This window comes from Natronococcus occultus SP4 (assembly GCF_000328685.1).
Lineage (GTDB): Archaea > Halobacteriota > Halobacteria > Halobacteriales > Natrialbaceae > Natronococcus > Natronococcus occultus.
Map to the genome: position 1 here is coordinate 1368418 of NC_019974.1, position 19159 is coordinate 1387576.

Below are 19159 nucleotides of genomic sequence, written 5' to 3' on the forward strand. Positions count from 1 at the left end.
TCAGTCACCCCCCGCGAACGGCTGTAGCTCCTCGAGGACGGGCTCCATCGCCGCCCCGTCTGCGGGATCGATCATCGTCGCCTCCCGCTCCGAGGGCGCCTTCGGGATCGGGTCGACCGAGGAAACGATCGTCGGCGAGCCGTCGAGGCCGATGTAGTCGGGATCGAGGTTCAGGTCGACGTGATCCCACGTCGTCAGGTGCTCGTCGTGCTCGGCGGCCCGCTCTTCGGTCTCGGATCGGAGGCGCTTGTGAGTCAGCCGGTGGGCGGCCTTTCGGTAGGTCGGCTCGAACTCCGGGTCGGTGACGACCGCGCAGGGAAGGGGTGCCTCAACGGTTTCGATCTCGTCGACGTCACCCTCGACGAGTCGCTTCGCCCGCAGTCGGCGCTCGTCGGGATCGATATCGAGCGCGATGACGTGGGTGACGATCGGCCAGTCGAGCGCCCAGCAGGTCTGGGGACCGGTCTGGCCGGTCTCCCCGTCGGCGGTCTTGAAGCCCGCGAAGACGAGGTCGACGTCGGCGACCTCCTCGCGGTATTTCTCGATCCCGGAGCTGACGGTGATCGCCGTCGCCCACGTGTCGGAGGCCGCGAGCTCCCGGTCCGACAGCAGGTAGCTGTCGTCGGCGTACACCGACTCCATTGCCTCCTGCAGGACGTCGCCGTATCCTGGCGGTCCCATGCTCATCGCGCTAACGTGGCCCCCGTGGCGCACCCGCGTCTGAAGCGCTGCCTCGAGCGCGAACGCGTCGTTCGGGTTCATTACCGTCGGCGTCTTCCCCCGTTCCAGGTGGCCGTCCTCGTCGAAGGAGACTGCCCCCTCCGAGAAGTCCGGCACCCCTTTCGTCAGTACGATCGATCGCACGATCTCACCCCTCTTTGGTAGTTGATCACTCGCACCATTCTCGACTGGTCCTAACGGAGCTGACACTATTAAGAATGCGGGGTCGGAATCGCCGGGAGAGAGACCGGTCCGAAACCCGTCCGAAACGACGGAAACCGTTCGGTCGAGGCGTTCGACGCCACGTGGAACGGTCGGCTCGTCGTTCTCAGTCGAGCGAGTCGCGATAGACGAACTTGTGAAGTACCGGGGGACAAGTGGTTCGAGAATCGTCGATCCTCGTGATCGAGCCCTACTCGAGATCGCGCTCGGTCGTCCGCATCGTGATCTCCCCGTCGGCCCGGATCGAGCCGTCGACCTCGGCGCCCGGACCCAGCTCGAGGTCGTGACAGGAGACGTCGCCCAGGATCCGCGCCCCGGGCTCGACGACGACGTCGCCGCTGCGGGTCGTCAGATCGCCGTGGATGCGGGTTCCCTCGCCGACCGAGACGTCCTCGCGGGCCCGCAGGCTGCCGAAAACGTTGCAGTCCTCGCCGACGTCGATCGACTCGGCGCGGATGTTACCGTGGAGCCGACAGCCGTCGCCGATCGTCGCGGGCGTCGAGACCCGCCAGGCGTCGTCGCTCACCGTCGCGTTGCGGGGGACGATCAGCGGGTCGGGAGTCGGCTCCGCGTCTTCGTCTTCGTCCTCGTCGTCGACGAGCTGGGAGACGAGCCGCTGGGCGGCGTCCTCCTCGCCGATCAATAGGAGCTGTTTGAGGTAGACGAACAGAAAGACGATCGTCGGCATCGGGTTCCGGATGACGATCCAGCCGTTGGCCTCGAACCCCTCGTCGATCTCGACGTCGTCACCGATATCGAGGTCGCCGGCGACTTTCATCTCGCCGCCGATGTGAACGCGCTCGCCGATGTAGGCGTCCTGGCCGACCAAGACGTTGTCGGCGACGTCACACCACATGTCGAGCCGGCAGTCGGCCTCGGCCTCGATATCCCCGCCGAACTCGACGCTCTCGCCGGCGAGGACGTTCCGGCCGCGGACGCCGAACTCGACGGTCGAGCGGGCGCCGACCAGCACGTCCCCGTCGGTCTCGAGGGCGACTTCCTTGGCTTCGGTCCCGTCGGGGACGACGAGTTCGTCGAGCGGATCCCTGCGAAACGCCACGTTCGCAACCAATACGAGCGCCGGGTAATAAATCTCGCGCGATTCGGCCGCGGGCGCTGCGGCGGTCGAGTGCGTGCGACCACAGGCGTCCGGTTTTTATCGGGGGATCGCCTACGGTGGGGTATGACGACGCTTGCGTTCGACGACGAGGGTGTCGACGTCGTGTACGAAGGCACCGAGTTTCGCCTCGAACGGGAACTCATCGAGGAAGCCACCGAGAAGTCCTACTACGACGTGACCGACCACGAAGTGCTGAAGATCGTCGCCGAGCAGCCGAACCTGCAGGGCGAACCCCGCCGCGTCGGCGACATCCTCCCGAAGAACTGACGCGTTCGGCGCCGATCGCGTTGCGGGTCCTCGCGGCGTCCGCGTTTCGACCGGCAGCGACGGATACCCGTCGGCAGCGACGGCTACCCGTCGTCTCCGTAGCGGGTTGCCGCGGATTCGAACCCCAGCTCCGCCCGCTCGCGACTCCGTCGGCCCTCGAGTTCGGCGATCGCCTCCGGATCCGGGCTGGCGTCGTCGTCGATCCGCGCCCACGAGGAGTGGACCTTCGAGTGACACCACCGACAGAGATAGACCGTGATCTCGTGGGAGAGCTCGTCGGTCCCCGCGTCGGCGTCGCCGTCCTCGCTTGCCGAGTCGGTCTCGTCGGCGTACGAGAGGTGGTGCTCCTCGAGCAGCGGGCGCTCGTCGTCGTGGGCGAGTCGCCTCTCCTCGAGGCCACAGCGGACACACTCCCGGTCGCGGTTTCGCGACCGGAAGTGGGGACAGTCGGCCGGTGTCTCCTCACGATCGGGGTCGTGGACGGGACAGGCGTACTTCTCGGCGGCCCGTTCGCGGGCGAACGAGGGATCGGCGTCGGGACGCTCGAAGGCGTACCGACACCGCCCGTCGTCCGTGCAGTGGTCACAGACGCCGGCGAACGCGTAGGGGTCGTCGACGCCGACGGACGTTCCTCGCGGCGTTTTCTCCATCGCTGTCCCGTTGGCGAGCGCGACGTTTCAACCTCTCGCCGATTCGAACTCACCGCTCGAGCTCGACGGGAAGCTTTTGTCCTCGCAGCGGGCACTCGAGGTCGTGCGACTGCGCCATCATCCGCAAACCGGCGCCGCCCGCCAGCTGGCCGCGACCGTTGAGACGGCCGACTCCGCGCTCGCTCAGCTCCGCGGACTCATGTTCCGCCGTTCGCTACCCGACGGATACGCGCTGGCGTTCCGGTTTGGGTCGGTGCGGTCCCGCGACGTGCACATGCTGTTCGTCTTCGTCCCGCTCGACGTGATCTGGGTCGTCGACGGCGTCGTCGAGCGCGTCGAACGGCTCCGGCCCTGGCGGGGGATCGCCCGCAGCGAGGCCGACCTGCTGCTCGAGCTGCCCGCCGGAGCGGCCGACGGCGTCGAGTCCGGCGACGAGCTGGTCCTCGAGCCGACGTGACTACTCGACGATCTCGAGTCTGCCGTCGACGACCCGGACGTCGAACAGCGCCGTCACCGATCTATCGAACCCTTCGCGATCGCGGTCGATCCGTCGGAGGACGACCGCGACGTCGACGAGCTCCGTGCCGACGTCTTCGAGAGCCGTACAGACGGCCTCGATCGTGCCTCCCGTCGAGAGGACGTCGTCGACGAGGATGACCCGATCGCCGGCCTCGACCCCGTTCAGGAAGAGCTCGCTCTCGCCGTAGCCGGTCTCCTGGTGGATCGCGACCTCGTCCGGGAAGCCGTAGGAGCGCTTGCGGACGACGACGAACGGGACACCGGTCGCCGTCGAGAGCGCCGTGGCGTGGTGGATCCCCATCGCCTCGGGCGCGACGAGGACGTCGACGTCCTCGAAGTCGATCCGTTCCCGGAAACCGTCGACGACGGCCTCGAGGACGTCGGGTTCGACGAGCGGAACGCCGTCGGTGACGCCGTGGACGAAGTAGTCGTAGCCGTCGCGGTCGACGACGGGCGCCGCGCGGAGCGACCGTGCGAGCGGCTCCAGCGTAGGGTCCATGGCCTTGCTACGGCAGGGTGCCCGATGGTCGTTCGGGTCCGTGCGTCGTTCGAGTCGTGCGTCGAGGGGTGACACCGACGGGGCGGGTGCAGATGGTGCCGTGACCGGCGGGGTTAAGTCGCTCTGTCCGAATAGACTGTGGTACGATGGCACGAGATTCGTTCTCAACGCCGGAGTCCGAGGATAGAGGAAGTCGGGGCAACCCGGCTGGGCGCGAAATTCCAGGGCGGAAATAACCCTTCCTTCGTGACTACGACTCCGGAGCAGACGATCGCAGCCGACCGTACAGTGCGCCTTCTCGATACGACGCTTCGCGACGGCGAACAAGCCCCGGGTGTCTCGCTTTCGCCCGACGAGAAAGTCGAGATCGCCCGTGGGCTCGAGCGAGCCGGCGTCGCCGTCATCGAGGCCGGCAGCGCCTGTACCGGCGCGGGCGAACGACAGGCGATCTCACGGGTGACCGATCTCGACCTCGACGCCCGCGTGACGAGCTTCTGTCGGGGGATGAGAGGCGACGTCGACCTCGCGCTCGAGTGTGACGTCGACGGCGTCCATATCGTCGTCCCCGCCAGCGACCGCCACGTCGAGGGGAAGGTCGGTACCTCCCGCGAGGACAACCTCGCGAAGACGGCCGACCTCGTCGAGTACGCCACCGACCACGACCTGTGGGTCGAGGTCATCGGCGAGGACGGCTCCCGGGCCGATCTGGACTACCTCGAGGAGCTGATGGGGACGGCTCTCGATGCGGGCGCCGATCGAACGTGTTTCGCCGACACCGTCGGCCATACGGGTCCCGAGCGCACCGCCGAGGCCGTCTCCCGGCTCGCCGAGCTCGGCCCCGTCAGCGCCCACACCCACGACGATCTGGGTCTGGGCGTCGCGAACGCGATCTCGGCGGTCTCCGCGGGTGCGGATCTGGTCCACTGCACCGTCAACGGACTCGGCGAGCGGGCCGGTAACGTCGCCCTGGAAGAGGTCGCGATCGCGCTGGCACACGTCTACGACGTCGAGACCGCCGAACTCGAGGAGCTGTACGACCTCGCACAACGGGTCTCGCGGGCAACGGGCGTGCCGCTACCGCCGAACAAGGCCGTCATCGGCGAGAACGCCTTCACCCACGAGAGCGGGATCCACACCGACGGGACCCTGAAGGACGACAAGATGTACGAGCCCTACGCGCCCGAGACGGTCGGGCGCGAGCGACGGCTCGCACTGGGGAAACACACCGGGCGAGCGGGCGTCACGGCGACCCTCGAGGAACACGGCGTCGAGGCCGACGACGACGAGGTCGCCGAAATCGCCACCCGCGTCACCGAGCTCGGTGACCGCGGTCGCCGCGTTACGGACGCAGACCTGCTTGCGATCGCCGAGGACGTCACGGGCGACGACCGCGAGCGCGTCGTCGAACTGCTGGACCTGAACGCGACCAGCGGGGGTGCGGTCCCGACCGCGAGCATCCGCCTCGCGGTCGAGGGCGAGGAGCGGGTCGCCAGCGGCACCGGCTCCGGCCCCGTCGACGCCGCCGTCTCCGCGGTTCGGGAAGCGCTGGGTTCGATGGCCGACGCCGAACTCGAGTCCTACCACGTCGACGCCGTCACCGGCGGGACCGACGCCGTCGTCACCGTCGAGGTGACGATGGTCCGGGACGACCGCTCGGTCACGGTCGCCCGCAGCGAGGCCGACATCACGCGAGCTAGCGTCGAGGCGATGGTCGACGCGCTCGATCGGCTGCTCGGACGGGACACGCAGCCGCTCGCACCGGCCGACGACTGAGACGGGCTGCCGTCTCGAGTAGCCGGCGCGACCGCAGGACGGCCCGTAGGCTCCGGAACCGACGGACAGTAGTCCGTGCGAACGTCGGCACGACTCTGTTTTCAGTGGAAGAGGTGGCGATCGAGCACGCCCCAGGGGTTGAACAGGTAGACGCCCGCGAGAAAGAGTGCGAAGACGAGCACGAACAGCTGGAGTACCGCGTCGATCCCGAGCGACGTCACCGGGTACAGCATGTACGCGATCAGCGCCGCGACGGCGATCCACAGCGTTCCGACCGCGACGCGCTGGCGGAGTTCCATACCGGGAGATTCCCCTCGAGCAGTATGAAGCCCTCGAAGGCCGTCCTCACAGCGAGAGGTCGGTGTCACCGACCGTCCCCTCGTCGAGGACGTCCTTGCGATTGTCGACCTGACCGACGTCGTCGTAGGCGACCGGTCCGGGAACCTGCTCGGCGTCCGGCCCCGGCTCGTTGCCGATGTAGAGAACGTTCGGCTGGGTGTTGTACTCCTCGAGCAGCCTGAACGTCGAGTCGGCGGTGCCGTACTCCCCCTGCAGGAGTCGCTCGGCTTCCTCTTCGGTCAGGCCGTCGTCGTCGTCCTCGTCGGCGGGCTCCTCCTCGCCCTCCAGGATCGCGATGGCGTCCTGGAGCTCCTCTTCGTCCGGGTCGTGCTCGATAGCGCGGGCGAGCGCGACGTTGTCGGCGTACTGCTGGGGATCGCTCTCGGGATCGTTCATGTCGCCGAACTGGATCGCCCCCGGCGGGCAGGCGTCCTCGCAGGCGGTGGTGCCGACCATCTCCTCGCCCATCTGGCCGTCCTGACGAGGGGGATCGAAGACGCATTTCTCCATGACCCCGCGCGGCCCCCGGCCGCTGACCCAGCGATCGCGCTGGTCGTACATCATGTCCTCGTCGAGTTCGTCGGAGGGTGCGTCGGTCTCGGGCTCGCCCCACTGGAAGTAGTTGACACCGTAGGGGCAGGCGACCTGGCAGTACCGACAGCCGATACAGACGTCGTAGTCAGTGAGTACGAGCCCGCCCTCGTCGCGGGTGTGTCGGGCCGTCGTCGGACACACCTTCTCGCAGGGCGCGTCGGTACAGTGCTGGCAGGGCCGGATCAGGTAGTTGAAATCCCGCGTCCCCTCGAAGTCGTCGGCGTCGGGCGACTCGACGATTCCGTCCTCGTAGGCGATGATATACATCCAGTTGGCCCCCTCGTTCCAGTTGTGCTCCTGGTTGCACGCGACCACACAGGAGAGACAGCCGTCGCAGGTCTCGAGATCGAGGGTCATCCCCCACTGGGTCCCTTCCTCCTCGTCGGCGCCCGGTGCACCCGCCTCCTCGTCGTCATCCTGAGCGGCGAGTGGCTCCCCGCCGTCGTCGGTGCTCGCCCAGGCGCCGAACCCGACGGCCGCGGCGCCGGCCCCCATCTTCTTCATCGTCTCGCGACGGGAGTCCTCGCCGTCGCCGCCGAAGCGCTCGAGCATTCCTGAAAGCGTCCCCTTCGCCTCCTCCCTGGCGTTCTCGTAGGCCTCCTTCGTCGGCCGCCGGTCCTCGCCGAACTCCTCGAGGACGTCCTCGTGATACTTCCCGTGGAACTCGGCCTCCGAGAGCTCACCTTTCGTGACCCGCATGGCGTCCTCGGCCATCGCCATCCCGAGATCCGCGTCGTACTCGGTGTCCTCGAGCATGGCCCGGAAGTCCTCCTCGGCGGCGTCCCCGAGGGGGTGGAACGGATCGCTCCCGAGGCCGTCCTCGTCGGAGCTCATTGCGGTCGCTCACCTCGTCTCGTCGCCGGGACTGTGTTACTGTTTGACACCATGTTCGTTCGGGGATCCCTCCCATAGCTGCGGAAATAAAGCGGTTCCCTGCGAGCGATGGCGACTCATATCAGGGGTGGGGATCGGTAGGAACGTCGAACGGTCGTCGAATCGGGACGGTATCGGGAGGAGAGTCCGAGAGTCGCGACTGGTGTGCGTACCGCTCGAATACTGCATACCGCCACAAAAGCGCCGAGGTTGTCTTGCAGCAACGGATAGCTCGCGCCGCTACGCGTCGCTCAGCGGTTTGTTGCTACAAAAGCGCCGAGAGGGTGATTTGAACCACGGTCGTTTCGCTCGCTGTGCTCGCTTCACTCCCTGGTTCAAACTCCGCTGTATCGTTTTCGGCAGCACAGACGACTCGCTCCGCTCGTCGTGTTGTGCTGCTGAAAAGCGCCGAGAGGGAGATTTGAACTCCCGAGTCCGTGAGGACAGCAGATTTCGAATCTGCCGCCTTGGCCGGGCTAGGCTATCTCGGCTCACTCCTACCTACCGCGGTGACGTTTTTATCGGTTTCGAATCGTCGCGCCGTCTGGGAATCGATGGCGTACGAACGTGACAGTCGAGGGGAAAAGCGTTTGCCCCGCGCCTCCGAGGTCGACGGCATGGACGTCACCCAGGCAAGCCGCGAGTGTTCGACCGTCCTCGAGGAGATCGGCAACGCCGTCGTCTGCGATCGCGACTTCCTTGAGGACGTCCTCGTCGGCGTCGTCGGACGGGGTCACGTCCTCCTCGAGGACGTTCCCGGCACCGGCAAGACGCTGACGGCCCGCAGCGTCGCGACGGCGCTCGGGCTCTCCTTCTCCCGGATCCAGTTCACGCCCGACCTCCTGCCCGCGGACGTCACCGGCACCCACGTCTTCGACGAGCGCGAGCGACGCTTCGAGTTCGCCGAGGGGCCGATCTTCGCCAACATCGTGCTGGCCGACGAGATCAACCGCGCGCCGCCGAAAACCCAGGCCGCCTTGCTCGAGGCCATGGAGGAGGGTCAGGTCACTGTCGACGGCGAGACCCGCCAGCTGCCCGCCCCCTTCTTCGTCATCGCGACCCAGAACCCCGTCGAGCAGGAGGGCACCTTCCCGCTCCCCGAGGCACAGGTCGATCGGTTCCTGATCAAGACGTCGATGGGGTACCCCGACGCCGAGGGTGAGGTGGAACTGCTGCGACGGCGCGCGAGCCGGGAGGCGGGGAGCCCGACCGTGGAGACGGTCCTCGAACCGGAGCGGGTCGACCAACTCCGGGCGGTTCCCGAGGCGGTCCGGGTCGAGCCGGACCTGCTCGAGTACGTCGCGACCGTCGCTCGCGAGACCCGCACCGACGGCCGCGTCGAGGTCGGCGTCTCCCCGCGTGGCACCCAGCGGCTGTTCGAGGCCGCCCGCGCGTACGCGGCGCTGGTCGGTCGGGAGTACGTCACGCCCGACGACATCAAGCGGGTCGCAGAGCCCGTCCTCGCTCATCGGCTCGTTCTGACTCCCGACGCGACGGTCAACCGGGTCGAAAAGGGCGCAGTCGTCGCGGACGTCCTCGAGAGCGTTCCGGTGCCGACGGTCGACTGATCGGAGTCGCACTCGGACTGTACCGGTTTTGCAGGCTGTCGAGGCGAATGCCCGGGGCTTGACCCCGAGGCGGTTCACCGCCTCGGTCGGTCGACGGCGTCTTCGGAACGGTGTCGGGCGGGACGGCTACCCCGTGTTCTTCATCCCCGCCGCGATCCCTTTCACCGTCAGCCGCAGGGTGCGCTCCTCGATGTCGGTGCGGTGGGTGCGATCGAGCAGGTAGACCTGCAGCAGGTTCAGCGGGTCGACGTAGGGGTTTCGTCGCTCGAGGTTCTCGCCGAGCCAGTCGCGGGTGTGAAGCTCCTCGCGCCCGCCGATCGTCGTCACCAGCTCGGCCGCACGCTCGTACTCCTCGCTCAGCCGCGGGAAGAACCGATCGCGGAGGTCGGCGTCGGCCATTCCCGCGTAGGTTTCGGCGATCTCGAGTTCGGTCCGGGACAGCGAGAGCGCGGCGTTGTCCAGCGTCGTGCGGAAGAACGCCCACTCCTCGTACATCTCCTGGAGGGTCTCCTCGGAGCCGCCGTCCTCGAGGTAGGCGTCGATCCCCGTCGCCAGGGCGTACCAGCCCGGCAGGATACACCGCGACTGGGTCCAGGAGAACACCCACGGGATCGCCCGCAGGTCCTCGACGGTACGCTCGCCGGATCGCGAAGCAGGTCGCGAGCCAAGATCGAGGTCCTCGATGACGGTGATCGGCGTCGCCTGCTCGAAGTACCGGACGAACCCTTCGCTCTCGAGGAGGTCGCGGTACTCTCGGCGAGCGGTGTCAGCCATCGTCTCCATCGCTTCGATCCACTCCTCGTCGATGTCCTCCTCGGGCTGCTCCTCAGCGTAGAGCCGGGCCCGGAGCTGGGCGTTTAACATCTGCTCGATGTTTCGCTCGGCGATTCGGGGGTTGGCGTACTTCTCGGCGATCGCCTCGCCCTGCTCGGTGAACTTCACCTGGCCCGTCACCGTCGAGTTCGGTAGCGCCAGCAGCGCCTCGTTCATCGGCCCGCCGCCCCGCGAGATCGACCCCCCGCGACCGTGGAACAGCCGCATCGTCACGTCGTGATCGTCACAGATCTCACCCAGCCGACGCTGGTTCTTGTACAGCGACCAGTTCGCCGCGAGGAAGCCGTTCTCCTTGTTCGAGTCGGAGTAGCCCAGCATGATCTCCTGGGTGTCGTTGCGGGCCTCGAGAGCCTGCGCGTAGGCCTCGTTCTCGAACAGCGTCCCCATGATCCGACGAGCCCCCGAGAGAGCGTACTCGGTCTCGAGCAGCGGGACGATGTCGATCCCGCAGTGTTCGGGCAAGGAGACGACGTCGGCCTGATCGGCGAGAAAGAGGACCTCGAGGACGTGGCTTGGCTCCTCGGTCATCGAGATCGCATAGGTGTCGATCGCGTGGACGCCGTACTCGGTCTGCCAGTCGCCGAGCTCGTCGAACAGCGTCAGCACACGGGCCGAATCCTCCGAGAGCCCCTTGGTGTCTTCCAGATCGATCACGGGCTCGTCCTGGAGGACCGCGTCGGTCAGGAGCTCGACCCGTTCGTCCTCGTCGAGGCCGTGGTAGTCGATCCCCTGCCGTTCCAGCGCCGCGGCGATGGCGTCGGTGTGTTTCTGCTGGTGGTCCCGCAGGTCCATGCTGGCAAGCGAGAAGCCGAAGGTGGCGACCTGCCGCCGGATCGGGTCGACGTGGCCGTCGACGACGCTTCCGGCGCCGTTGTTCCGCAGGCTTCTGGCGACGAGTTCGAGATCGTCGAGCAGCTCGTCGACCTCCTCGTAGCCGCCCGGCCGGACGTCCCCGACCCGCGACAGGCGCTCGCGCATGAGTTTGAGCTTCTGGCGGTAGGGCTCGCCGGGGTACCGGTTTTCCGCGGTACGGGCGCTGCCGGGCAGCAGTTCCCGGTCGTCCTCGAGGCCGGCCTCGAACTCCGGGCCGACGTCGATCCGGCTGCCGTCCTGGCTCAACACACCCGAGAGACGCTTGAGCTGGGTGCGGTACTGCTCTAAGACGACCTCCCGCTGGCGCTCGAGGGTGTTCGCGGTGACCTCCGGGGTCACGTAGGGGTTGCCGTCCCGGTCGCTGCCGGCCCACGAGCGGAACTCGAACAGCTTCGGAATCTCGAGGCTGTGGCCGACCTCCTCGTCGATCGCGTCCGCGAGCTCGTCGTAGACCTCGCCGACGACGTCGAACAGCGTGTTCTCTAAGTACCACTGGACGTTGCGGGCCTCGTCGGCGACCTCCGGCTGCCGTTTCCGTACCTGGGGGGTCTGCCAGAGACTTGTCACCTCGGCATCGATATCTCGCCAGACCTGACCGCGCTCCTTGTCGGTCAGCAGTCGCTCGTCGAGCGTCTCGAGGTGGGTCGAGATCGTCCGCAGCTTCGATTTGACCGTCTTGCGCCGGGCCTCCGTCGGGTGGGCGGTGAACGTCGGCTCGATCAGGACGTCCTCGAGGACCTGCTGGACCGTCTCGACGTCCGTTTCGGCGAGTTCGGCCGCGGCCGTCTCGAGGCTGTCCTCGAGGGTATCCTCCTGGGAGCTGGTTCGGATCGAGCGGACGCGCTCGCGTTCCTCGGCGAGGTTGATGAGCTCGAAGTACGTCGTGAAGGCTCTGGCGACGATCCGCTGCTGGTGGGGCGAGAGGTTGTTGAGTTCGGTCGCGAGCGGGTCTCGCGACTCGAGCTCGCCCGAGCGGTAGTCGATCGCCGTCGTCCGACAGGATTCGACCGTCTCGAACGCCCGCCGCGAGGTCTGGTCCTCGAGGACGTCGCCGAGAAGCTCGCCCAGTTCGCGGACGTCCTGGCGGACCGTTCTGTTATGCAGTGTCATACGCCACCGTACGCACTACGGCTTAAAAAGGTCCGTACAGCCCCGAAGGCTTGCCTCACACATCTTTTTCCCTGATGGTCTCGGGCGGACGATCGGCTTCTGTGAACCGTCACGCTCCGAGCGCAACCGAGAGCAGTCGGAGTTCCGACTGCTCGTGGATCGGGGAGTCCGTGACCGTCGAGCGATCCGTGACGCCCGGTACAGGAGTGTACTGCCCCACCGGGAGGGCCGTCAGTCGGCCTCCCGGAGCGCCTCGTTCAACGCCGGCACGACCTCGTGGAGGTCGGCGACGACGGCCCAGTCGGCCTTCTGGACGATCGCCGCCTCGGAGTCGGTGTTGATCGCCAGGATCGAATCGGCACCCTTGCAGCCGACCATGTGCTGGACGGCGCCGCTGATCCCGCAGGCGATGTAGACGTCAGGGCTGATCTTCGCGCCCGTCTGGCCGACCTGGTCGTCGTGGGGGCGCCACCCCTCGTTGACAGCGGCCCGGGAGGCCCCGACGGTTCCACCCAGCAGCTCCGCCAGCTCCTCGAGCTGATCGTAGTCCTCGGCGCTGCCGACGCCTCGTCCCCCGCCGACGACGACCCGGGCCTCGCCCAGCGGGATCCCCTCTTCGTCGCCCGTCTCGACGCGGTCGAGCTGGACCGCGAGGTGTGCGTCCTCGAGATCGGGTTCGAACGCGGAGACGGTCGGCTCGGTCGCGGACGACGCGGGTTCGGCCGGGAACTCGTGTTCGGCGGCCGTCAGCAGCTTTCGCTCGCCCTCGAGGCGGGCGTGCTCGATCAGGCTACCGCCCCAGCGGTTCCGCCGGAGCTCGTAGGCGCCGTCGTCGACCTCGACTTCGAGACAGTTCGTCGCCAGCGGCGCGTCGAGTTTCGCGCCGACGCGTGCGAGGACGTCGTGCCCGCGGTCGGTTCCCGGACCGACGATCGTCGCTGCCCCGCGGTCGTCGGCGAGCTGGACGACGCTCTCCGCCCACGCGTCGGGCGCGTAGCGCTCGAGGCGGTCGTGGGCAACGTGGTGGAGCTCCGCGACGCCGTGGGCGCCGAGGACGTCGGCCAGCGCCGCGGCCCCGTCGCCGAAGGCGACGGCCGCCAGCGCCCGGTCCTCGGCGTCGGCCAGCTCGCGGGCCAGCGCCAGCGCCTCGAGGGAGGTCTCCTCGGGCGCCCCGCCGTCGTGTTCGACCAACGCGAGGATCATACGACCTCGACCTCTTCCTCGAGGACGGCGACGATCTCCGGGACCGCCTCGGGCCCCTCGCCCAGCACCTCGGCGGGCGAGTCGTCGGTCTCGGGCGCTTCCAGGCGGACCTTCTCGAGGCCGTCCGTTCGGGGCTCGGCCTCGGGTTCGAGGCGCTCGATCTCCTGCTGACGGGCCTGCATCTTGGCCCGCATCGAGGCGTAGCGGGGCTCGTTGAGTCCTTCCTTGACTGTCACGACGGCTGGCAGATCGAGTTCGTAGACCTCCTCTCCGCCGGAGATCTCGCGTCTCGCGATCGCCGTCCCGTCCTCGACGTCGAGGTCCTTGATCCCCGTGACACAGGGGTAGCCGAGCGCGTTCGCGACGCGGACGCCGACCTGGTAGTTGGCCGCGTCGGCCGACTCGTTGCCGAACAACAGCAGGTCGAAGGCGCCGTCCTCGTCGGCGACCCGTTCGATTCCGTCGGCGAGCGCGTCCGCGGTCGCCCGCGGGGACCACTCCGCACCGTCGGTCTCGAGCAGCGTTGCCTCGTCGGCCTGCATGGCCAGTCCCGTCCGGAGCTGTTCCTCCGCTTCGGGCGGGCCGAGGGTAAGGACGTGGGTCGAGCCGCCGTGAGTCTCGACCTTCGCGACGGCCTCCTCGATCGCACACTCCTCGTGGGGGCTCATCGTAAACCCCAGCCCGCTCGTGTCGATCCGTTGCTCGTCGTCGGTGAGGACGATCTTAGCGCCCGTGTTCGGGACGCGTTTGATACAGGCGAGTACCTTCATGGTTAGCTCCGGATGCGGTCGTTTGCGGGGTCGAACAGCGGCTCGCTGCCGGCGACTTCGACTTCGACGGGGTACTGCTGGCCCATGTACTCGACCGCGAGCTCGCGGCCCTCCACGGCGTACTCCGGTGGAAGGTACGCCATCAGGAGGTGTTTGCCGACGGTCGGCCCCGTCCCCGCGCTGGTCACGTAGGACTCGCGACCCTCCTCGTCGACGATCACCTCGCCGTCGTCGTCGAGGACGGGCTCGCCGCCGAGCATGAACCGGCGCTCCCCGTCCTCGGGCGCGTGGTCGGCAACGGAGAGGGTACACAGCGTCGCCGCGTTCTCGGTCTCTACGGCCTCGGCGTAGGCCTCCTTCCCGACGAAGTCGGCGTCCTTGACCCCGTGGAAGGTCAGGCCCGCCTCCGAGGGGTCGTACTCCAGCTCGAGCTCGTGACCGTAGAGGCGGTACCCCTTCTCCATGCGGCCGGTGGTGCCGTAGACGCCCATCCCGACGGGGCGGATGTCGTGGTCCGCGCCGGCGTCCTCGAGCAGCTCCCAGAGCCGTCGGCCCTGACCCATCGGGGCGTAGAGCTCCCAGCCCCGCTCGCCGACGTAGGAGAGCCGCATCGCCCAGGCGTCGATCTCGCCGATCGTGAGCTCCCGGGCGGTGTACGGCGGGAACGCCTCGTGGGAGACGTCCTCCTCGGCGACAGACTGGACGACCTTGCGGGCCGTTGGCCCCCAGACGCCCAGCGTACACAGCGACTCGGTGTTGTCGATCATCGTGACGTCGGCGTCCTCGGGGATGTGACTCCCGAACCAGGCCCGATCGGAGCCCGCGGCCGCCCCGCCCGTGATCAGCCGGAAGTGATCGGGGCCGATCCGGGCGATCGTCAGATCGGAGACGAAGCCGCCGTTTTCCGCAAGGATCGGCGTGTACACCGTCTTCCCGACGTCGACGTCGATCCGGCCGACGGCCATCCCCTCGAGGAACTCGCAGGCGTCCTCGCCGACGAAATCGAAGATGCCAAAGCCCATATCGCCGACCATCGCGACCTCGTCGCGCATGTGGAGGTGTTCGGCCAGAATAATGGGAGACCACCACCGCGAGTCCCACTCGTTGGGCCGTTCGAGCCCCTCGAGATCGTCGGCGTAGCGCTCGAGGAGGTCCTCGTTTGACTCGTACCACTGGGGCCGTTCCCAGCCCGCGGCCTCGAAAAAGCGCGCGTCGAGTTCGTCCTGGCGGTCGTAGAACGGACTCGTGCGCAGCGGGCGGGAGCTCTGCCACTGCTCGTGGGGGTGGACGATGCCGTAGATCTTCTGGAACCCCTCGTGGGCGCGGTTCTTGACGAACTGCCTCGAAGTGCCGTACTCGTAGAACCGGTTGACGTCCGAGCCGTGGAGGTCGATGTCGGACCAGCCACGAGTCATCCACTGGGCGACGGCCTCGCCGACGGCGGGTGCCTCCTTGATCCAGACCGCGGCACAGGACCACAGCCCGTCGACGTCCTGTAGCGGCCCCAGAAGCGGCGCCCCGTCGGGGGTGACCGACAGCAGGCCGTCGATCTCGTGGCGGACGCCGGCCTCGGGATCGTCCAGCAGTTCGGGAACGATCTCGAGGGCGTCGTGCATCGACTGCTCGAACGCGTCGTCGGTCAGCGGCGGCTGGGTCGGCGACAGCGGCGCCTCGTCGATCGAGGGGATCTCGTCGACGTCCCAGAGGATCGGGCGGTGCTGGTAGGAGCCGACCTCGAGGTCGTTGCCGTGCTGGCGCTCGTACATCTGGGTGTCCATATCCCGGACAACGGGGAAGGAGATCTCACCCTCGTACTCCTCAAAAAAGGAGATCGGACCGACGCTGACCATCTGGTGGACCGCCGGCGTCAGCGGGATCTCGGCGCCGGCCATCGCGGCGATCTTCGGACTCCAGAGCCCGCAGGCGATGGCGACCTCGTCGGCCTCGACGGTTCCCCGGTCCGTCTCGACCGCGGTGATCGCGCCGTCCTCGACGTGGAGATCCAGCACCGTCGTATTTGGCGACACCGTCAGCCCGCCGTCGGTGTACTCTTCCGCGCGGGCCCGCATTACCTCGCCGGCCCGTAGCGGATCGCAGGTCCCCGCACCCGGGCTGTAGAAGCCACCCTCGATGATGTCGGTGTTGACGTAGGGAACCATCTCCTCGATCTCCGCGACCGAGAGCATGCGTCCGGGCTCGCCCCAGGCCTTCGCGGACTGAACGCGCCGTCGGAGCTCTTCCATGCGCTCTTCGGTCCGGGCCACCTCGATCCCGCCGCTGTTCGTGAAGGTGTCCATGTCCTCGTACTGCTCGATGCTCCGGCGGGTGAGGTGGGTCATCTCCTTGGAGTGCTCGACCGGCATCAGGAAGTTCGACGCGTGACCCGTCGAACCGCCGGGATCCGGCAGCGGTCCCTTGTCCAGCAACAGGATATCCTCCCGCCCCTGTTTCGCGAGGTGGTACGCGAGGCTGTTGCCGACGATCCCCGCGCCGATGACGACCGTCCTCGCACTCGAGGGGACGGCGTCGCTCATCCACGCTCACCTCTCTCGAATCCGTCCGTCCGTCTTCCGTTCGGATACCAATCCCCTCTCCTGTGTGTGTTGTTATCTCCCATACTACGTTCAGTGTCGTGTCAACGATATCCAGGATATTAAATTCCCGTAGTAGCCGTGAGAACGTCGGGTTACGGCCGAACCGGTTCGGCCCACACCCCCCACGTTATTATCGCTGACGAGCGAGGCGTCGGCCGAGCGTCGTCGAGGGCGGTGGGCGTCGTATCCGGAACAATACATGTGAGCTAACACTTATCACCGGTTCGAGAAAACGTATGCTAGATGACTGATTCGAACCAGGACGGGAGGATCCCGACCGACTACGAGATCGCACAGAACGCCGAGAAGCGTCCGATCGACGACGTCGTCGAGCCGTTCGGACTCGACGCCGAGGACCTCGAACTGATCGGCGAACACAAGGCGAAGGTTTCCTTCGACGCGATCGAACGGCTTCGCAGCGAGCGCTCCGAGGACGGAAAGCTCGTCCTCGTCACCGGGATGACGCCGACGCCGCTGGGTGAGGGGAAGACGGTGACGACGGTCGGACTCGGCCAGGCGTTCAACCGGATCGATCGGGACGCGCTGATCGCGATCCGGGAGCCGTCGCTGGGACCGGTCTTCGGTGTGAAAGGCGGCGCCGCGGGCGGCGGATACTCCCAGGTGCTCCCGATGGAGGATATCAACCTCCATTTCACCGGCGATCTACACGCGCTCACCTCGGCGCACAACCTAATTTCGACGATGCTCGACAACCACATCAAGCAGGGCAACGAGCTCGACATCGCCGTCAACTGGATCAACTGGCCCCGCGCGATCGACATGAACGATCGGGTGCTCCGGGAGACGGTGGTCGGTCTGGGCGGCGAGGTCACCGGCGTTCCCCGCGAGGACGGGTTCATCCTGACCGCGGCCTCGGAGATGATGGCGGTGCTCTGTCTCGCCGACGGTATCGAGGACCTCAAGGCCCGGATCGGTCGGATCATCGTTGCCTACGCCGAAGACGGCGAGCCGATCACGGTCGACGATATCGGTGCGACCGACGCCGCTGCCATCCTGTTGAAGGACGCACTCAAGCCGAACGTCGTCCAGACGATCGAGGGGACGCCCGCGTTCGTCCACGGTGGTCCCTTCGCGAACATCGCCCACGGCACCAACTCGCTGATCGCCGACGAGGTCGCGGCCCACCTCTCGGAGTATCTCGTCACCGAAGCGGGCTTCGGGTCAGATCTGGGCGCCGAGAAGTTCATGAACATCGTCTGTCGGTTCGGCGAGATGGAGCCCGACGCGGTCACGGTCGTCGCGTCGGTACGGGCGCTGAAGTACCACGGCCAGAACATGTGGCCGCCGAACCTCGAACAGTTAGAAGACGAGGACGTCGCGGCCGTCGAGCGCGGGCTCGAGAACCTCGATAAACACGTCGAGAACTTGCGAAAGTTCGGCGTTCCCGTCGTCGTCGCGCTCAATCGGTTCCCCGACGACAGCGACGCGGAGGTCGAGGCGGTTCTCGACCACTGCCGGGAGGACCTCGAGGTGCGGGCAGCGGAGTCAACGGTGTTCAGCGACGGCGGCGAGGGTGGCGTCGACCTCGCCGAGAAACTTGTCGACGCAGCCGAGACCGAGTCGTCGTTCGAGCCGCTGTACGACCTCGAGATGTCGATCAAAGAGAAGATCGAGGTTGTCGCGACCGAGATCTACGGGGCCGACGGCGTCGAGTACCACAGCGACGCCGAAACCGACATCGAACGGCTCACCGAGCACGGGTTCGACGACGTCCCGATCTGTATGTCCAAGACCTTCCACTCGCTGAGCGACGACGCCAGCCGCAAGGGCGTCCCCGAGGACTGGACCCTCGAAGTCAACGAGATCTACCCCTCGGCGGGGGCCGGCTTCCTCGTGGTGTTGACCGCCGACGTGCTGACCCTCCCCGGGCTTCCCGAGGAGCCCGCGGCCGCGAACATGGAGCTGCAGTCCGACGGAAGCATCGACGGCCTGTTCTGAGCGGGCTCACTCCCGCGTTTCCGATCGGTATCCGAGCAGCCACAGCGCTCGGTAACACGTCCACAGCTCACACTCACACCGCTCGGCGAGCTCGCGACAGCGTTCGAGGTAGCGCTCGTAGTCGGACGCTTCGGGCGGTTCGGGATACGGCGCCTCGAGCTCCCCGTGCTCGCGAAGCACCGCCCACTCCCGGGCGCTCATCACCAGGTATCGCTCCGGTTCGAGGAACTGCAGAAACGCCGTCCCCACCGGGACGTCGACCCCCGAAAGCGCCGTCAGCGCCTCGAGTTTTGCGGCCGTCGACTCGGCCTCGAGGGCGTCCTCGACCGCCGTCTCGAGGGCCTCGTACTCGTTGTCGCCGAACCGTTCCTCGGCGGCGCGTCGGTCCGCGTCGGGGTATCGCCCGAGGAAGCGCCGGAAGTACCACTGGACGATCCACTCGACGTCGCGCCGGCCGTACGTTCCCTGCCGCAGCGTCGTGGGCAACAGCTCGCGGTGTTCGTCTTCGACGGCCGCGAGGGGCTGCTCATCGGGGTACTCGTCGGCGAGGGTCTCGACCGTATCCGGGGAGAGCGCCATCGACGATCGGTTGTGCGGCAGAGAGTGTGAACGTTTTCCTCACCGTCGTGGGAGAAACGTTCATACCTCGTCGCGCAAAACGTGATACCATAT

General features: G+C 67.3%; 16 protein-coding genes and 1 tRNA gene. 5 read left to right on the forward strand and 12 right to left on the reverse strand.

Annotated elements, in window-relative coordinates; all coding sequences use genetic code 11:
• On the reverse strand, nucleotides 1–864 hold the full coding sequence (locus tag NATOC_RS06710) for an electron transfer flavoprotein subunit beta/FixA family protein (RefSeq protein ID WP_015320667.1): 864 nt from the start codon (nucleotides 862–864) through the stop codon (nucleotides 1–3).
• Between the two features lie 268 nt (nucleotides 865–1132).
• A complete protein-coding gene (locus NATOC_RS06715; protein WP_015320668.1) occupies nucleotides 1133–2002 on the reverse strand; it encodes a polymer-forming cytoskeletal protein in 870 nt (289 codons plus the stop codon).
• A gap of 123 nt (nucleotides 2003–2125) precedes the next feature.
• Here NATOC_RS06715 and NATOC_RS06720 point away from each other — a divergent pair, with 123 nt between their 5' ends.
• Nucleotides 2126–2329 carry a DUF5800 family protein gene (locus tag NATOC_RS06720; RefSeq protein WP_015320669.1) on the forward strand — a complete coding sequence of 68 codons (204 nt, stop codon included), beginning with the start codon at nucleotides 2126–2128 and terminating at the stop codon, nucleotides 2327–2329.
• Between the two features lie 83 nt (nucleotides 2330–2412).
• Here NATOC_RS06720 and NATOC_RS06725 read toward each other — a convergent pair whose 3' ends face one another.
• The gene (locus NATOC_RS06725) at nucleotides 2413–2979 is read right to left on the reverse strand and encodes a DUF7097 family protein (protein ID WP_015320670.1); all 567 of its coding nucleotides are present in this window, start codon (nucleotides 2977–2979) and stop codon (nucleotides 2413–2415) included.
• A gap of 103 nt (nucleotides 2980–3082) precedes the next feature.
• Between NATOC_RS06725 and NATOC_RS06730 the strand changes: the two genes are divergently transcribed.
• Nucleotides 3083–3436, forward strand: coding sequence for a DUF192 domain-containing protein (locus NATOC_RS06730; RefSeq protein WP_015320671.1), 354 nt, complete (start codon nucleotides 3083–3085; stop codon nucleotides 3434–3436).
• Here NATOC_RS06730 and hpt read toward each other — a convergent pair whose 3' ends face one another.
• Nucleotides 3437–3997 carry a hypoxanthine/guanine phosphoribosyltransferase gene (gene hpt, locus NATOC_RS06735; RefSeq protein WP_015320672.1) on the reverse strand — a complete coding sequence of 187 codons (561 nt, stop codon included), beginning with the start codon at nucleotides 3995–3997 and terminating at the stop codon, nucleotides 3437–3439.
• A gap of 246 nt (nucleotides 3998–4243) precedes the next feature.
• Between hpt and NATOC_RS06740 the strand changes: the two genes are divergently transcribed.
• A complete protein-coding gene (locus NATOC_RS06740; RefSeq protein ID WP_015320673.1) occupies nucleotides 4244–5770 on the forward strand; it encodes a (R)-citramalate synthase in 1527 nt (508 codons plus the stop codon).
• Between the two features lie 101 nt (nucleotides 5771–5871).
• Here the strand turns inward: NATOC_RS06740 and NATOC_RS06745 are convergent, their stop codons facing one another.
• The 3 genes from NATOC_RS06745 to NATOC_RS06755 form a co-directional block, all read right to left on the reverse strand.
• The gene (locus tag NATOC_RS06745) at nucleotides 5872–6069 is read right to left on the reverse strand and encodes a hypothetical protein (RefSeq protein ID WP_015320674.1); all 198 of its coding nucleotides are present in this window, start codon (nucleotides 6067–6069) and stop codon (nucleotides 5872–5874) included.
• Between the two features lie 46 nt (nucleotides 6070–6115).
• On the reverse strand, nucleotides 6116–7537 hold the full coding sequence (locus NATOC_RS06750; protein ID WP_015320675.1) for a 4Fe-4S ferredoxin N-terminal domain-containing protein: 1422 nt from the start codon (nucleotides 7535–7537) through the stop codon (nucleotides 6116–6118).
• A 445-nt stretch (nucleotides 7538–7982) separates the two neighbouring features.
• Nucleotides 7983–8067: transfer RNA gene (locus tag NATOC_RS06755), tRNA-Ser, on the reverse strand.
• 126 nt (nucleotides 8068–8193) lie between these two features.
• Here NATOC_RS06755 and NATOC_RS06760 point away from each other — a divergent pair.
• Nucleotides 8194–9144: an AAA family ATPase gene (locus NATOC_RS06760; RefSeq protein ID WP_049888895.1), complete on the forward strand. Its 951-nt coding sequence runs from the start codon at nucleotides 8194–8196 to the stop codon at nucleotides 9142–9144.
• Nucleotides 9145–9270: 126 nt separating this feature from the next.
• Here the strand turns inward: NATOC_RS06760 and ppc are convergent, their stop codons facing one another.
• The 4 genes from ppc to NATOC_RS06780 form a co-directional block, all read right to left on the reverse strand.
• A complete protein-coding gene (gene ppc, locus NATOC_RS06765) occupies nucleotides 9271–11961 on the reverse strand; it encodes a phosphoenolpyruvate carboxylase (RefSeq protein ID WP_015320677.1) in 2691 nt (896 codons plus the stop codon).
• 231 nt (nucleotides 11962–12192) lie between these two features.
• Nucleotides 12193–13164, reverse strand: a complete 972-nt coding sequence (locus tag NATOC_RS06770; RefSeq protein WP_015320678.1) for an electron transfer flavoprotein subunit alpha/FixB family protein — start codon at nucleotides 13162–13164, stop codon at nucleotides 12193–12195.
• Nucleotides 13161–13934, reverse strand: a complete 774-nt coding sequence (locus NATOC_RS06775) for an electron transfer flavoprotein subunit beta/FixA family protein (protein ID WP_015320679.1) — start codon at nucleotides 13932–13934, stop codon at nucleotides 13161–13163. The genes NATOC_RS06770 and NATOC_RS06775 overlap by 4 nt, the downstream gene beginning before the upstream one ends.
• A gap of 2 nt (nucleotides 13935–13936) precedes the next feature.
• The gene (locus NATOC_RS06780; RefSeq protein ID WP_015320680.1) at nucleotides 13937–16468 is read right to left on the reverse strand and encodes a GcvT family protein; all 2532 of its coding nucleotides are present in this window, start codon (nucleotides 16466–16468) and stop codon (nucleotides 13937–13939) included.
• A gap of 303 nt (nucleotides 16469–16771) precedes the next feature.
• Between NATOC_RS06780 and NATOC_RS06785 the strand changes: the two genes are divergently transcribed.
• Nucleotides 16772–18487: a formate--tetrahydrofolate ligase gene (locus tag NATOC_RS06785; protein WP_015320681.1), complete on the forward strand. Its 1716-nt coding sequence runs from the start codon at nucleotides 16772–16774 to the stop codon at nucleotides 18485–18487.
• A 6-nt stretch (nucleotides 18488–18493) separates the two neighbouring features.
• Here NATOC_RS06785 and NATOC_RS06790 read toward each other — a convergent pair whose 3' ends face one another.
• Nucleotides 18494–19066, reverse strand: a complete 573-nt coding sequence (locus NATOC_RS06790; protein WP_015320682.1) for a hypothetical protein — start codon at nucleotides 19064–19066, stop codon at nucleotides 18494–18496.
• Between the last annotated feature and the right edge of the window lie 93 nt (nucleotides 19067–19159).